13 protein-coding genes are annotated in these 14,848 nt (G+C 68.5%); 6 read left to right on the forward strand and 7 right to left on the reverse strand.

The features are described from left to right. Positions 1 to 52: 52 nt before the first annotated feature. The gene (dnaB, locus tag JK364_RS41190; protein ID WP_201856556.1) at positions 53 to 1,531 is read right to left on the reverse strand and encodes a replicative DNA helicase; all 1,479 of its coding nucleotides are present in this window, start codon (positions 1,529 to 1,531) and stop codon (positions 53 to 55) included. Between the two features lie 460 nt (positions 1,532 to 1,991). Here dnaB and JK364_RS41195 point away from each other — a divergent pair, with 460 nt between their 5' ends. After that, positions 1,992 to 3,332: an MATE family efflux transporter gene (locus JK364_RS41195; protein WP_201856557.1), complete on the forward strand. Its 1,341-nt coding sequence runs from the start codon at positions 1,992 to 1,994 to the stop codon at positions 3,330 to 3,332. Positions 3,333 to 3,520: 188 nt separating this feature from the next. On the opposite strand, the gene rplI is transcribed toward JK364_RS41195, so the two are convergent. The 4 genes from rplI to rpsF all read right to left on the reverse strand — a co-directional run bounded on the left by rplI (position 3,521) and on the right by rpsF (position 5,299). Further along, positions 3,521 to 3,967: a 50S ribosomal protein L9 gene (rplI, locus tag JK364_RS41200; protein ID WP_201856558.1), complete on the reverse strand. Its 447-nt coding sequence runs from the start codon at positions 3,965 to 3,967 to the stop codon at positions 3,521 to 3,523. A gap of 18 nt (positions 3,968 to 3,985) precedes the next feature. Continuing rightward, a complete protein-coding gene (gene rpsR / locus JK364_RS41205) occupies positions 3,986 to 4,222 on the reverse strand; it encodes a 30S ribosomal protein S18 (RefSeq protein WP_003978893.1) in 237 nt (78 codons plus the stop codon). A 113-nt stretch (positions 4,223 to 4,335) separates the two neighbouring features. After that, a complete protein-coding gene (locus JK364_RS41210) occupies positions 4,336 to 4,926 on the reverse strand; it encodes a single-stranded DNA-binding protein (protein ID WP_201856559.1) in 591 nt (196 codons plus the stop codon). A gap of 82 nt (positions 4,927 to 5,008) precedes the next feature. Next, positions 5,009 to 5,299 (reverse strand): 30S ribosomal protein S6, encoded by a 291-nt coding sequence (rpsF, locus tag JK364_RS41215; RefSeq protein WP_020869989.1) that lies wholly within the window; start codon positions 5,297 to 5,299, stop codon positions 5,009 to 5,011. A gap of 229 nt (positions 5,300 to 5,528) precedes the next feature. Between rpsF and JK364_RS41220 the strand changes: the two genes are divergently transcribed. From JK364_RS41220 to JK364_RS41230, 3 genes are all read left to right on the forward strand, one after another. Beyond that, the gene (locus JK364_RS41220) at positions 5,529 to 5,846 is read left to right on the forward strand and encodes a hypothetical protein (RefSeq protein ID WP_201856560.1); all 318 of its coding nucleotides are present in this window, start codon (positions 5,529 to 5,531) and stop codon (positions 5,844 to 5,846) included. Positions 5,847 to 5,964: 118 nt separating this feature from the next. Continuing rightward, the gene (locus JK364_RS41225; RefSeq protein ID WP_201856561.1) at positions 5,965 to 7,083 is read left to right on the forward strand and encodes a lipid II:glycine glycyltransferase FemX; all 1,119 of its coding nucleotides are present in this window, start codon (positions 5,965 to 5,967) and stop codon (positions 7,081 to 7,083) included. Between the two features lie 66 nt (positions 7,084 to 7,149). Beyond that, positions 7,150 to 8,181: an alanine racemase gene (locus JK364_RS41230; protein WP_201856562.1), complete on the forward strand. Its 1,032-nt coding sequence runs from the start codon at positions 7,150 to 7,152 to the stop codon at positions 8,179 to 8,181. Between the two features lie 34 nt (positions 8,182 to 8,215). On the opposite strand, the gene JK364_RS41235 is transcribed toward JK364_RS41230, so the two are convergent. Both JK364_RS41235 and JK364_RS41240 read right to left on the reverse strand, forming a co-directional pair. Then, positions 8,216 to 9,700: a glycosyltransferase family 87 protein gene (locus tag JK364_RS41235; protein ID WP_201856563.1), complete on the reverse strand. Its 1,485-nt coding sequence runs from the start codon at positions 9,698 to 9,700 to the stop codon at positions 8,216 to 8,218. A 215-nt stretch (positions 9,701 to 9,915) separates the two neighbouring features. After that, positions 9,916 to 12,594, reverse strand: coding sequence for a transglycosylase domain-containing protein (locus JK364_RS41240; protein ID WP_201856564.1), 2,679 nt, complete (start codon positions 12,592 to 12,594; stop codon positions 9,916 to 9,918). Between the two features lie 357 nt (positions 12,595 to 12,951). Here JK364_RS41240 and JK364_RS41245 point away from each other — a divergent pair, with 357 nt between their 5' ends. After that, positions 12,952 to 13,662, forward strand: a complete 711-nt coding sequence (locus tag JK364_RS41245) for a PadR family transcriptional regulator (RefSeq protein WP_201856565.1) — start codon at positions 12,952 to 12,954, stop codon at positions 13,660 to 13,662. A gap of 49 nt (positions 13,663 to 13,711) precedes the next feature. Beyond that, positions 13,712 to 14,794: an inositol-3-phosphate synthase gene (locus JK364_RS41250; RefSeq protein ID WP_201856566.1), complete on the forward strand. Its 1,083-nt coding sequence runs from the start codon at positions 13,712 to 13,714 to the stop codon at positions 14,792 to 14,794. Positions 14,795 to 14,848 lie beyond the last annotated feature (54 nt).

Here is a 14,848-nt window from a genome sequence, read left to right on the forward strand (position 1 = left end):
AGCCGACAAATTTCTTTGCGGGAACGGCAAAGCGCGGGCCGGGCAGCGGCTGTCAGGTCTGGGCCATGTCCACGAAGCGGGAGTAGTGGCCCTGGAAGGCGACCGTGATCGTCGCCGTCGGGCCGTTACGGTGCTTGGCCACGATCAGGTCCGCCTCGCCCGCGCGCGGCGACTCCTTCTCGTAGGCGTCCTCGCGGTGGAGCAGGATGACCATGTCGGCGTCCTGCTCGATGGATCCACTCTCTCGGAGGTCCGAGACCATCGGCTTCTTGTCCGTGCGCTGCTCGGGGCCTCGGTTCAGCTGGGAGAGCGCGATGACCGGTACTTCCAGCTCCTTGGCCAGCAGCTTCAGGTTTCGCGACATGTCCGAGACCTCCTGCTGACGGCTCTCGGGGCGCCGGGCGCCGCCGGACTGCATCAGCTGGAGGTAGTCGATGACGACCAGTTGGAGGTCACTGCGCTGCTTGAGGCGGCGGCACTTGGCGCGGATCTCCATCATCGACAGGTTCGGGGAGTCGTCGATGAAGAGCGGGGCCTGGGAGACGTCCGGCATCCGCCGGGCCAGCCGGGTCCAGTCCTCGTCGGTCATGCTGCCGGAGCGCATGTGGTGGAGCGCCACCCGGGCCTCGGCGGAGAGCAGACGCATCGCGATCTCGTTGCGGCCCATCTCCAGGGAGAAGATCACGCTCGGCATGGCGTGCTTGATGGAGCAGGCGCGCGCGAAGTCGAGGGCCAGGGTGGACTTACCCATGGCGGGGCGGGCGGCGATGACGATCATCTGGCCCGGGTGCAGCCCGTTCGTGAGGGAGTCCAGGTCGGTGAAGCCGGTGGGCACGCCGGACATCTGTCCGCTGCGCGAGCCGATCGCCTCGATCTCGTCGAGCGCGCCCTCCATGATGTCGCCGAGCGGCAGATAGTCCTCGCTGGTGCGCTGCTCGGTGACGGCGTAGATCTCGGCCTGGGCGTTGTTGACGATCTCGTCGACGTCCCCGTCCGCCGCGTATCCCATCTGGGTGATGCGGGTGCCGGCCTCGACGAGGCGGCGCAGCACGGCGCGCTCGTGGACGATCTCCGCGTAGTACTCCGCGTTGGCGGCCGTGGGGACCGACTGGACGAGGGTGTGGAGATACGAGGCGCCGCCGACCCGGGCGATCTCGCCGCGCTTGGTCAGCTCCGCGGCGACGGTGATCGGGTCGGCCGGCTCCCCCTTGGCGTAGAGGTCCAGGATGGCCTGGTAGACGGTCTCATGGGCGGGCCGGTAGAAGTCATTGCCCTTGAGGACCTCCACCACATCGGCGATGGCGTCCTTGGAGAGCAGCATGCCGCCGAGCACGGACTGCTCGGCGTCGAGGTCCTGGGGCGGAACGCGCTCGAAGCCGGAGCCCTCCCAGGCGGAGCCGCCGCCTCCGTCGCGGTCCTGTCCGTCGCGGCCCCGGCCGCCGCCCTCACCGCGGCGGAAGCGGGGGGACGGGAACCGGTCGGACGGGCCGGAGTCCGCCCATGGGTCGTCCATGGGCTCGGGCACGCTCACCCCGCCACCTCCTCCCGTCCGCGAAGCGGACCTCGCCGTGCCCGTCCTTCTTACGGCACGGCTATGACACAACTGAGCGGCCGGCTTTCCGGACACGGCGCATCGGAAGCTGGGGGTTCCAGGGCCGGATCGGGTGGCGGGCGCCGGACCACGGTAGGCCCGTCGGGACCGCCAGCCAACTTGGTTATCCACAGGGCATGTGGATGATGGGATCCATCCTGTGGGTAAGTCGCGCGAACCTGTGCACGGGCCGGGGGACAGTGCTGTGGACAAACACACAATCACCCCGAGAACCCAGTCCTGACCTGCGGTTTCTCTATCCAGTGCCTGTGCAGAAGAAAAACTTCCGCCCCCAGCGCAAGATCACGACAAAGGGCGCAGAGAAGATCGTCCCGCGCGCCGCCTTGTAAGGACCAGAAGCAGCTTGTGTCTCTTACCTGTGGACGATTACATTGCCCTCATGACACAGGCCCCCACGAGCGCGCGGAGCACCCCGCGCCACCACGACCGCGAGATCATCGCACTCGCGCTTCCCGCCTTCGGCGCACTCGTGGCGGAACCCCTCTTCGTCATGGTCGACAGCGCCGTCGTCGGCCATCTGGGCACCGCCCAGCTGGCCGGTCTGGGCGTCGCCGCGGCCCTGCTCACCACCGCCGTCAACATCTTCGTCTTCCTCGCGTACGCCACCACCGCGGCGGTGGCCCGCCGGGTCGGCGCGGGCGACCTCGCCGGGGCGATACGACAGGGCATGGACGGCATCTGGCTGGCCCTGCTGCTCGGTGGCGCCGTCATCGCCGTCACCCTTCCCACCGCCCCCGCCCTGGTCGACCTCTTCGGCTCCTCGGACACCGCCGCGCCCTACGCCACCACCTATCTGCGGATCAGCGCCCTCGGCATCCCCGCGATGCTGGTGGTGCTCGCCGCCACCGGTGTGCTGCGCGGCCTCCAGGACACCCGGACCCCGCTGTATGTCGCCATCGGCGGCTTCGGGGCCAACGCCGCGCTGAACGCCACCCTGGTCTATGGGGCCGGGCTGGGCATCGCGGGCTCGGCCTGGGGCACGGTGATCGCCCAGAACGCCATGGCCGCCGTCTACCTCGCCGTCGTCATACGTGGTGCGCGGCGCCATGGCACCTCGCTGCGGCCCGATGCCGCGGGGATCAGGGCCTGTGCCCACGCCGGGGCACCGCTGCTGATCCGTACGCTCTCGCTGCGCGCCGTGATGCTGATCGCGACGGCCGTGGCGGCCCGCCTCGGCGACACCGATATCGCCGCCCATCAGATCGTGCTCACCCTGTGGAGCCTGCTGGCGTTCGCCCTGGACGCCATCGCCATCGCGGGCCAGGCGATCATCGGAAGCTATCTGGGGGCGGGAGACGAGGAGGGGGCACAAGCCGCCTGCCGCCGCATGGTGCGGTGGGGTATCGCCTCCGGGGTGGCGCTGGGGCTGCTGGTGGTCGCCTCCCGGCCGCTGTTCATCCCCCTGTTCACCGCCGATTCCGCGGTACGGGACGCCCTGCTGCCCGCCCTGCTGGTCACGGCCCTCATCCAGCCGGTCTCGGGTGTGGTGTTCGTCCTCGACGGCGTGCTGATGGGCGCGGGCGACGGGCCGTATCTGGCCTGGGCGATGATCGCCACGCTGGTCGTCTTCGCCCCGGTGGCGCTGCTGGTGCCCCCGCTCGGCGGAGGCCTGACGGCGCTGTGGTGCACCATGGCGCTGATGATGTCGGTCCGGATGGCGACGCTGTGGCTGCGCACCCGCTCCGGCCGCTGGATCGTCACCGGCGCGGTACGAAGCTGAGTGCATGTCCCGCCAGTCGGCCCCCGGCACGACGGAGGGCGATACGACGGAGGGCGATACGACGGAGGACAACACGGCGAAGGCCCAGCACAGCGGAAGGCCGACACGGCGGAGGGCCGCACCCATAACAGGGGTGCGGCCCTCCGGTGCACTGTGCACGGTGCCGGTGGCGACCGTCACGGCCGTCGTCAGGCGGCGACGACCTCGACGCCGACCTTGGCGGCAACCTCGGCGTGCAGACGGACCGAGACCTGGTGCGCGCCCAGGGTCTTGATCGGGGCCTGCACCTCGATGCGGCGCTTGTCGACCTCCGGGCCACCCGCGTCCTTGATCGCCGAAGCGATGTCGGCCGGGGTGACGGAGCCGAACAGCCGGCCGGCGTCGCCGGCACGGGTCTTCAGGCGCACCTTGACGCCCTCGAGCCGAGCCTTGACCTCATTGGCCTGCTCGATCGTGGCGATCTCGCGGATGCGACGACCGCGACGGATCTGCTCGACGTCCTTCTCGCCGCCCTTGGTCCAGCGGAGGGCCAGACCACGCGGGACCAGGTAGTTACGGGCGTAACCGTCCTTGACGTCCACGACGTCGCCGGCGGTGCCGAGGCCGGAGACCTCGTGGGTGAGGATGATCTTCATGAGTCAGTCACCCTTCCCTTATCGCGCGGTGGAGGTGTAGGGCAGCAGCGCCATCTCACGGCTGTTCTTCACGGCCGTGGCGACGTCACGCTGGTGCTGGGTGCAGTTGCCGGTGACCCGGCGGGCACGGATCTTGCCGCGGTCGGAGATGAACTTCCGCAGCAGGTTCGTGTCCTTGTAGTCGACGTAGGAGATCTTCTCCTTGCAGAACACGCAAACCTTCTTCTTAGGCTTGCGAGCAGGCGGCTTCGCCATTGTCTCTCTCCAGTGTGATCAAGAAGTGTGTGCTGGTCGCCCTGACCAGACCGCGCGCTGTTTCACGTGAAACAACGCCTCGGGCCCGTTTCACGTGAAACAGCGCCTCGGGTCTAGAAGGGCGGCTCGTCCGAGTAGCCCCCGGAGTTGCCGGAGCCGGAGCCACCGCCCCAGCCACCACCACCGCCGCCCTGGCCACCGGCCGGAGCGCCGGTCGCCCACGGGTCGTCGGTCGGAGCGCCGCCGCCCTGCTGCTGGCCGCCGCCGCTGGGGCCACCGCCCCAGCCGCCGCCCTGGCCACCACCGCCACCGCCGCCGTAACCACCCTGACCACCGCGACCGGTGGTCTTGGTGACCTTGGCTGTGGCGTTGCGCAGGCTGGCGCCGACCTCGTCGACATCCAGCTCATAGACCGTGCGCTTGATCCCCTCGCGGTCCTCATAGGACCGCTGCTTCAGACGGCCCTGCACGATGACGCGCATGCCGCGCTGAAGGGACTCGGCCACGTTCTCCGCGGCCTGCCGCCACACCGAGCACGTGAGGAAGAGGCTCTCGCCGTCCTTCCACTCGTTGGTCTGCCGGTCGAAGGTACGGGGAGTGGACGCGACGCGGAACTTCGCGACCGCCGCACCGGACGGGGTGAAACGCAGCTCGGGGTCGTCGACGAGATTGCCGACGACCGTGATGACGGTCTCGCCTGCCATTGGGGGAACCTCTCGGCGGGTACTGCTGGGCTGCTTGCTACTCGTTGCGATTCGGCCCCGATGACCGCTGAACGCTTACGCGTCAGTGGGTCTCGGGACGGAGGACCTTGGTCCGGAGGACCGACTCGTTCAGGTTCAGCTGGCGGTCGAGCTCCTTGACGACCGCGGGCTCGGCCTGCAGGTCGATGACCGAGTAGATGCCCTCGGGCTTCTTCTTGATCTCGTACGAGAGACGACGACGGCCCCAGGTGTCGACCTTCTCGACCTTGCCGTCGCCCTCACGGACGACAGAAAGGAAGTTCTCGATCAGCGGGGAGACAGCGCGCTCCTCGAGATCGGGGTCGAGGATGACCATCACCTCGTAGTGACGCATGTGGAACCCACCTCCTTTGGACTCAGCGGCCACGGTCGTTCCGTGGCAGGAGGGTCGTGATGCGTATCCGCTTCGGCGTCAGTACAGACACCACCGCGGACGGTACACAGTACCCGGCTCCTGCCGCCCGCTTGAAATCCAGGCGCCTTGGCCCGCAATCTGTACACATCGGGTGTGAGCGGCGTAACACTTCGCCGCCTTGCTCTATGTGCCTACCTGGAGGTGCCTCATGGCACAGGCAGCACGATCCCAGCACAGCTTGTTCGCCTTCCTGGACACCGACGGCAAGTCGCATCCCCTGGAGAACACGGTCGCCGTGGTGACCCTGGTGATCGGCGTGATCGCCTTTGTCACGGCTCATTTCCCCCACCTCCACCTGGTCAGCTCGTGGGTCGGACTGATCGGGATGGTCAGCGGTGCCTGGGGCCAGCTGAGGTCAGTGACCACCGGTGAGCGGTTCCTGCTGATCATCGGGCTCGGTGCCGCCGGGGTCGGCTTCTACCTCGGCATGGCACATGGCGGACTCTTCGGCGGCGTGCTGGGCTGAGCCCGCCCGGAGCCCGGTTGTCCCCGGGCCCGAACGGGGCGTGTCCCGGTCGCAGTAGGCTTCGGCGCGAGAGCCGGAGCCCCGACCCTGGGGACAAACCTGCCGAGGAGCGCCCCACATGAGCCTGACCCTGAGGACGATCAGCCGAGAGCAGCATCTGGCGTACATCCAGAGCCTGCCGGCGGCAAGCCACATGCAGGTGCCTGCATGGGCTGACGTCAAGTCGGAGTGGCGCTCGGAGAACCTCGGCTGGTTCGACGCCACGGGTCAGCTCGTCGGTGCCGGTCTCGTCCTCTACCGTCAACTGCCCAAAATCAAGCGCTATCTCGCCTATCTCCCCGAGGGCCCGGTCATCAACTGGTACGCCCCCAACCTCGAGGACTGGCTGCGCCCGATGCTCGCGCATCTGAAGCAGCAGGGCGCCTTCTCCGTGAAGATGGGTCCGCCGGTCATCATCCGCCGCTGGGACTCCGCCGCGATCAAGTCCGGCATCCAGAGCCCCGACGTCAAGCGGCTGCGTGATGTCGAGGCCACCTTCATCGAGCCGCGCGCCTTCGAGGTGGCCGATCGGCTGCGGCGCATGGGCTGGCAGCAGGGCGAGGACGGCGGGGCCGGCTTCGGTGACGTCCAGCCGCGGTACGTCTTCCAGGTGCCGCTGGAGAACCGCTCCCTCGAGGATGTCCACAAGGGCTTCAACCAGCTGTGGCGCCGCAACATCAAGAAGGCCGAGAAGGCCGGTGTCGAGGTCGTCCAGGGCGGCTACGAGCATCTGCCCGAGTGGCAGCGGCTCTATGAGATCACCGCGGAGCGCGACCACTTCCGGCCCCGCCCGCTCAGCTACTTCCAGCGCATGTGGACGGCCCTCAACACCGAGGACCCCAACCGGATGCGGCTGTACTTCGCGATGCACGAGAACGAGGCCGTGGCCGCCGCCACGATGCTGATCGTCGGAGGCCATGTCTGGTACTCCTACGGCGCCTCCGCCAACCACAAACGCGAGGTCCGGCCCTCGAACGCGATGCAGTGGCGGATGCTCCGCGACGCCTACGCACTGGGCGCGACCGTCTATGACCTGCGCGGCATCAGCGACTCCCTCGATGAGACGGATCATCTCTTCGGCCTGATCCAGTTCAAGGTGGGCACCGGCGGGCAGGCTGCCGAATACCTCGGCGAGTGGGACTTCCCGCTCAACAAGCTCCTGCACAAGGCGCTCGACATCTACATGTCGCGCCGCTGACCACGATTCGCTGTCTCCCATACCTCCAATACACCGCGGCTACGAGAAAGGTTCCGGGACCGGCCAATGGCGCTCACCCTCTACGTCGACACCGCTCGCTGGCGGGCGCATCAGCAAACGGTGATCCAGCAGTTCCCAGGGATAGTCCCGGTCTGCAAAGGCAACGGCTACGGCTTCGGCCATGAGCGGCTGGCCGAGGAAGCCGCCCGCTTCGGCAGCGACATCCTCGCGGTCGGAACCACCTACGAGGCCGCCCGGATGAAGGACTTCTTCAGCGGCGACCTGCTCGTACTCACCCCCTTCCGCCGCGGTGAGGAGCCGGTGCCGCTGCCGGACCGGGTGATCCGTTCGGTCTCGTCGGTCGACGGCGTCTACGGCCTGGTGAACGCGCGCGTGGTCATCGAGGTCATGAGCAGCATGAAGCGGCACGGCGTCACCGGGGAGGACCTGCCCAAGCTGCACGCCGCGATAGAGAACGTCCGGCTGGAGGGGTTCGCCATCCACCTCCCGCTCGACCGCACCGACGGCCTGGACGCGGTCGAGGAGGTCATCGCCTGGATGGACCGGCTGCGGGCGGCGCGGCTGCCGCTGCACACCATGTTCGTCAGCCACCTCAAGGGCGAGGAACTGGCCCGGCTGCAGCAGCAGTTCCCGCAGACCCGCTTCCGGGCGCGGATCGGCACCCGGCTGTGGCTGGGCGACCACGACTCGACGGAGTACCGGGGCTCGGTGCTCGACGTCACCCGGGTCTCGAAGGGCGACCGCTTCGGCTACCGCCAGCAGAAGGCCGCATCCGACGGCCACCTGGTCGTGGTCGCGGGCGGCACCTCCCACGGGGTCGGTCTGGAGGCGCCCAAGGCGCTGCACGGGGTGATGCCCCGCGCCAAGGGGGTCGCCCGCGCAGGTCTGGCGACCGTCAACCGCAACCTCTCGCCGTTCGTGTGGGCGGGCAAGCAGCGGTGGTTCGCCGAGCCGCCGCACATGCAGGTGTCCATCCTGTTCGTGCCCAGCGATGTCCAGGCGCCCCAGGTGGGGGATGAGCTGGTGGCGCATCTGCGGCACACCACGACGCAGTTCGACCGGCTGCTCGACCGCTGAACCCACACCACCGGGAGGGGCTCCCGTCCGGGGCTCACTCCCGGTGGACGCCCCAGTCCACCAGCGCCGCGCCCTCATAGCGGGAAGCGCGCCGCGCCTCTCCCAGCACGAACGCGTCCGGGGCCCGGTCCAGCACGCCTCCTCCGGGGTCGTCCGACCCGTCCCGGCGCACCGGGTCCCGCTCCGGCACCAGCGCGTCCCGGATGATCAGGGCGCACAGATAGAGCGTCCCCAGCAGATGCACGGCGATCGCCAGCTGATAGCCCTCCGCGGGCAGCCCCCGGTGCTGGTCGCCGCTGCCCGTGTACGCGAGGTACATCCAGATCCCCAGGAAGTACATGACCTCGCACGCCTGCCAGACCAGGAAGTCCCGCCAGCGCGGCCTGGCCAGTGCGGCCAGCGGGATCAGCCACAGCACGTACTGCGGTGAGTAGACCTTGTTGGTGAGCACGAACGCCGCGACGATCAGGAAGGACAGCTGGGCCAGGCGCGGACGGCGCGGGGCGCACAGGGCGAGCGCCGCCACTCCGACGCAGGCCAGGAGCATCAGCACGGTCCCGTAGGTGTTGACGTCCGCCAGGGAGTTCCCGGTGCGCTGGGAGATGATCAGCCACACGGAGCCGAAGTCCACGGGGCGCTCCTGGCTGAAGGTGTAGAACGTCTTCCAGCCGTCGCGGATGTGCAGTCCGCCCTGCGTGCTGACCATCACGGGCAGGTTCACCACGAGCCAGGCGGCCAGGGCTCCGCCCGCGGCCGCCCAGAAGGCGCGCAGCCGCCCCGCCCGCAGGCAGAGCACCAGCAGCGGACCGAGCAGCAGCCCGGGGTAGAGCTTCGCGGCCGTCGCGAGCCCCAGCAGCACACCGGCGGCCAGCGGGCGGCTGCGGGACCACATCAGCAGGGCGGCGGCCGTAAGGGCGACGGCGAACAGGTCCCAGTTGATGGTGGCCGTGAGCGCGAAGGCCGGGGCCAGGGCGACCAGCAGCGCGTCCCAGGGGCGGCGGCGGTGCGTACGGGCCACACAGACCGCGATGACCGCGGTGCAGACCATCAGCATGCCCGCGTTGACCAGCCAGTAGATCTGCTCGCGGTCCTGGATGGAGCCGCCGTGCGGGGTCATCCAGGAGGCGACCTCCATGAAGAGGCCGGTGAGGACCGGATACTCCAGGTACTGCATCCCGCCCGAGACGTTGTCCGGTATCCGGTCGAAGTACGGCACGAGGTCGAGGGCGAAACCGCGGCCGTTGTAGAGGTGCGGTATGTCGGAGTAGCAGGCGTGGGTGTACTGGGCGGTGGCCCCGTAGAACCAGCCGCCGTCGTAACACGGCATCTTCTGCACCATGCCCAGGGCGAACATGCCGATGGCGACGATCGCCACGATCCGCACGGGGGTCCACCAGCTCGTGCCGAGCAGGGCCCGGCGCCCGGTCGGCCCACCGATCAGCTCGCTGCCGGCCGCGGCCACCGGGTCCTCGGAGGTCGGCCTGACGGGCTGGGCCTGTGGGTCCTCGCGCACGCTCATGGCCCCCATCCTGCCGTACGAGCCTCTGCGGAGGAGTCAGGACCGCCCCAGCGGCCGCTGAGCGCGCCGCGGACGCCGGGCGGGGCTCCGAGTCGGGGAGAGGCGTACCAGAGGCGCAGAGAGCCGTCCAGGGCCTGGAACGGCGCCGGCCGCGCCGGAGCGGGTTCGCTCCGGCGCGGCCGGCGAGGGGTGAACGGGTCGTACGGGACCGCGGGCTATTCCTTCCTGCGGGTCCCGGACGGGCCGCCGAATATGCCACCGGGGCCGCCCGGATCATCCGTGGTCGGCGACGTGGACGGCCCTCCCGGACCGCCGTTCGCGCCACCGTTCTGGTTGCCGCCGTTCCCGTTACCGCCGTTGTCGTTGCACTTCAGGTCCAGCGGGTCACAGGTGTCCGTCGGGGTCGGGCTGCCGGACGGCGACTCCGAGGGGGACTCCGACGGAGATTCCGAAGGCGACTCCGACGGGGTCTCGGTCGGCTTCTCCGTCGTCGGGGTCGGGCTCGGGCTCGCATCCTCGCCGAAGATCTTCTGGCCGATCGGAGTGGCCACGGGGAAGGCCTTGGCCGGCTTGCCCCTCAGCGCGCCGCGCATGTAGTCGGCCCAGATCTGCGCCGGGAACGACGCACCGTGGATCGACTCCTGACCGCCCACACCGCGCATGGACAGGAACTTCTGGCTCTTGGCCTGGTCGTTCACACGCCACATGCCGATCGCCGTGGACAGCTGCGGGGTGTAGCCGGAGAACCAGGCCGACTTGTTCTCGTCGGTGGTTCCGGTCTTGCCCGCGGCCGGACGGCCGATCTGCGCCGAGGTGCCGGTGCCGCGCTGGACCACGTTCTCCAGGACGTCGGTGACGTTGTTCGCCACGTTCGAGTCGAAGGCCCGCTTGACCTTGGCCTCTTCCTTGTGGTCGTAGACGGTGCCGGCCTTGTCCTCGACCCGCTCGACCGAGTACGGATCGGCCTGCTGGCCGCTGGCCGCGAAGGTCGCGTACGCCCCGGCGAGCCGGATGGCGCTGGGCGCGGAGGTGCCGAGCGAGAAGGTCGGGGTGATGGAGGCGAGCTGCTCCTTGCTGAGGCCCGCGGCCAGGGCCGCGCCCCGCACCTTGTCGGTGCCGACGTCCATGCCGAGCTGGATGAACGGGGTGTTCACCGAGAACTGCATCGCGGTGCGGAGACTGATCTTGCCCTTGTCCTCGTCACCGTCGTTGCTCTGGTGCCACTCCTTGCCGTCCTTGTCGTGCCAGACGGTCCCGTCGTAGTCCCGCAGGGTCACCTTGTTGTCGCCGTTGTAGACGGACTTCGGCGAGACCAGGGTGCGCTCGGAATCGGGTTGCTCCCGTGGCCCCTTCGGATCGCGGACACCGTCGGTCATCGCGGCGGCCAGCACGAAGGGCTTGAAGGTCGAGCCCACCTGGACGCCGGTGTAGTCCGCGTTGTTGCGATAGTGCTCCAGCGCGTCCTTACCGCCGTAGATGGCGAGGATCTTGCCCGTCTTGGGCTCCACCGAAGCGCCGCCGAACTGGACGTGTTTGTCCACTTCGCGCTCCTTCGGCTTGATGTTCGCCTTATAGACCTTCCCGACCGACTTGGTCAGCTCGTCGACCTTGCTCCGATCGAAGGTGGTGTGGATCTGATAGCCACCCTTGTCCAGTTTGCTCTTGCTGATACCGGTGTTGGCGACGATGTAGTTGTCGGCGAGGTCGGTGAGATAGCCGATCTGGCCCTGCTTGTTCGTCGCCACCTTCGGATCCCGCGGCATCGGGAACTGCTTGGTGATCCACTGCTGGCTCTCGGTCTTGGACATCCGGCTCACGGCGGCCTCACGCCGGAGGATCCACTCCCAGCGGTCCTTGGCCCGCTGGGTGTTGGCCTCCTTGGTGGCGGCGGCGCCGTAGCCGCCGTTGGGGTCGTAGAGGTTCGGACCGTTGAGCGTGGAAGCCAGGAAGGCGCTCTGGCTCGGCGTCAGGTCCTCGCAGTCCCGGTCGTAGTACGCACGGGCCGCCGCCTGGCAGCCGTAGGCGCCACGTCCGTAGTACGCGGTGTTGAGGTACCCCGCGAGGATCTCGTCCTTATCCATATCCAGTCCGACCTTGACTGAAATGAAAAGTTCCTTGACCTTACGCGTGACGGTCTGCGACTGGTCCAGGTATGTGTTCTTCACATACTGCTGAGTGATGGTCGAACCACTCTGAGTCGCGCCACCCTTGGCCATGTTGACGACCGCACGGGCGATACCCATCGGGTCGACGCCGCTGTCGTCGTAGAAGCTGGCGTTCTCCGCGGAGATCACCGCGTTCTGCATGGACTTGGGGATCTTGCTGAGGGGGACGATCTGCCGGTTGAGGTCACCACCGCCGGAGACCACCATCTGCTTGCCATCCGCCCAGTAGTAGACGTTCTTCTGGGTCTGGGACGCGGCCTGGGCGCTGGGGACCTGCACCAGCCACAGCCCTATGCCGACGGCGCCGAGAAGCACCGCGAAGAAGAAGAGGAAGGTGCCCGTCACCAGTTTCCAGGACGGGACCCAGCGCCGGCCCCCCGACTTACCCGCGCGCGGGTAATCGATGAAGCGCTTCTTACCAGGAGGCCCATCGCCCCCCGGGCCACGGCCGCCGCCGGTCCCCCGGCGGCCGCCTCCGCGACCGCCGGGACCCGCGCCGGCCGCGCTCGGATCGGCTCCTCCTCTACGGCCACCACTGCGTTGGGCGGCACGGCGGGCCGCCGCGCGGCCACCGTAAGGGCGCTCTTCCCCCTGCGGGGTGGCGCCCGACCCGGCTGCGGCGTTGTGCGTCGGTGCTGCGCGGCGGCCGGACGACTGCTGTCCGGCTCGCCGGGCCGCTGCTCGTCCGCCGCCTTGGGGTTGCGGCGGCTTGCGACGGTGCTCGCTCATGGAACGACTTCTCCTCGGGCAGGCGCTATCGCCTGAAAGCGGCAGATGGCTTCCGGTCCCCCCAATGTGCGATCCGGTCGCACCAGGCAACCGGACGCACTGCATCCGGGACGAGGACGCATCGCGGCGTCACTTGGTTCCCATAGGTCTGCATGGCGAACAGAGTACGCACGGTCAAAACCCGCCCAGCCGCCACCTTCACTCCATAACCGTCAGATTGAGTGTCTCGAATTGGTGATGTGACGGCGTTCACCGTGGTCCCTCTTGTCCCTTCCCGCGCACGGTTCTATCGTCTGGATGTATCGAGTCGATACATCAGCTCGACATAGCGGGCCCGGAGGAGAGGAGAGGCGGGGAATGAGCAGACGCTCAGGCGTCCTGGAGTTCGCCGTTCTCGGCCTGCTGCGCGAGTCACCGATGCACGGATACGAGCTGCGGAAGCGGCTCAACACCTCGCTCGGGGTGTTCCGCGCGTTCAGCTACGGCAGCCTCTATCCCTGCCTCAAGACGCTGGTCGGCAACGGCTGGTTGATCGAGGAATCCGGCAGCGCCTCCCAGGACGCTCTCGCGGCGCCCCTCTCCGGCCGCCGGGCGAAGATCGTCTACCGGCTCACGGCGGCGGGGAAGGAGCGGTTCGAAGAGCTGCTCTCCCACACCGGGCCGGACGCCTGGGAGGACGAGCACTTCGGCGTCCGGTTCGCCTTCTTCGGCCAGACGTCACGAGACGTTCGGATGCGGGTGCTGGAGGGGCGGCGCAGCCGCCTGGAGGAGCGCCTGGACAAGATGCGCGCCGCCATGGCCCGTACCCGCGAGCGCCTGGACGACTACACCCTCGAGCTGCAGCGACACGGGATGGAGTCGGTGGAGCGCGAGGTGCGCTGGCTGAATGAGCTGATCGAGAGCGAGCGGGCCGGGCGCGATCGGCGCGACGGCACCGCCGGGCAGGGCCGGACGACCGAGCGGGACGAGGACCGGCCGCCACAGCAGGACCAGTCAGAAGATGCGGACGGCCCGCCCCGGCACCGGGGTGGTTCCCGGCCGGATCCGTCCGATGACACCGCCAAGTGAGGCCCGGCATCCGCGGGGCCTCGTCCAGTACACACAGGGAGCAACCGGAATGGGTTCGGTTCGTGTAGCCATCGTCGGTGTGGGCAACTGCGCCGCCTCGCTGGTGCAGGGCGTCGAGTACTACAAGGACGCCGACCCGGACACCCGCGTGCCGGGTCTGATGCACGTGCAGTTCGGCGACTACCACGTGAAGGACGTGGAGTTCGTGGCCGCCTTCGACGTGGACGCGAAGAAGGTCGGCCTGGACCTCGCGGACGCCATCGGCGCCAGCGAGAACAACACCATCAAGATCTGCGACGTGCCGACGGCCGGTGTCACGGTCCAGCGCGGCCACACGCTCGACGGACTCGGCAAGTACTACCGCCAGACCATCGACGAGTCCGACGAGACCCCGGTCGACGTCGTCCAGGTCCTCAAGGACAAGCAGGTCGACGTTCTGGTCTGCTACCTCCCGGTCGGCTCCGACGACGCCGCCAAGTACTACGCCCAGTGCGCCATCGACGCGAAGGTCGCCTTCGTCAACGCGCTCCCGGTCTTCATCGCCGGCACCAAGGAGTGGGCGGACAAGTTCACCGAGGCCGGGGTGCCGATCGTCGGTGACGACATCAAGTCGCAGGTCGGCGCGACCATCACGCACCGCGTGATGGCCAAGCTGTTCGAGGACCGGGGCGTCGTCCTGGACCGCACCATGCAGCTGAACGTCGGCGGCAACATGGACTTCAAGAACATGCTCGAGCGGGAGCGCCTGGAGTCCAAGAAGATCTCCAAGACCCAGGCCGTCACCTCCCAGATCCCCGACCGCGACCTGGGCGCCGACAACGTCCACATCGGCCCCTCGGACTACGTGGCCTGGCTGGACGACCGCAAGTGGGCCTATGTCCGTCTGGAGGGCCGCGCGTTCGGCGATGTCCCGCTGAACCTGGAGTACAAGCTCGAGGTGTGGGACTCCCCGAACTCCGCGGGTGTCATCATCGACGCCCTGCGCGCCGCGAAGATCGCCAAGGACCGCGGCATCGGCGGCCCGATCCTCTCGGCCTCCTCGTACTTCATGAAGTCGCCTCCGGTGCAGTACTTCGACAACGAGGCGCGGGAGAACGTGGAGATGTTCATCAGGGGCGAGGTCGAGCGCTGAAGCGCCATGCGCTGATTCCCGCCGCGTGATCACGGGCCTCCGGGTAATCCACCC

The organism is Streptomyces endocoffeicus (assembly GCF_016741935.1).
In the GTDB taxonomy this organism is placed as follows: domain Bacteria; phylum Actinomycetota; class Actinomycetes; order Streptomycetales; family Streptomycetaceae; genus Streptomyces; species Streptomyces endocoffeicus.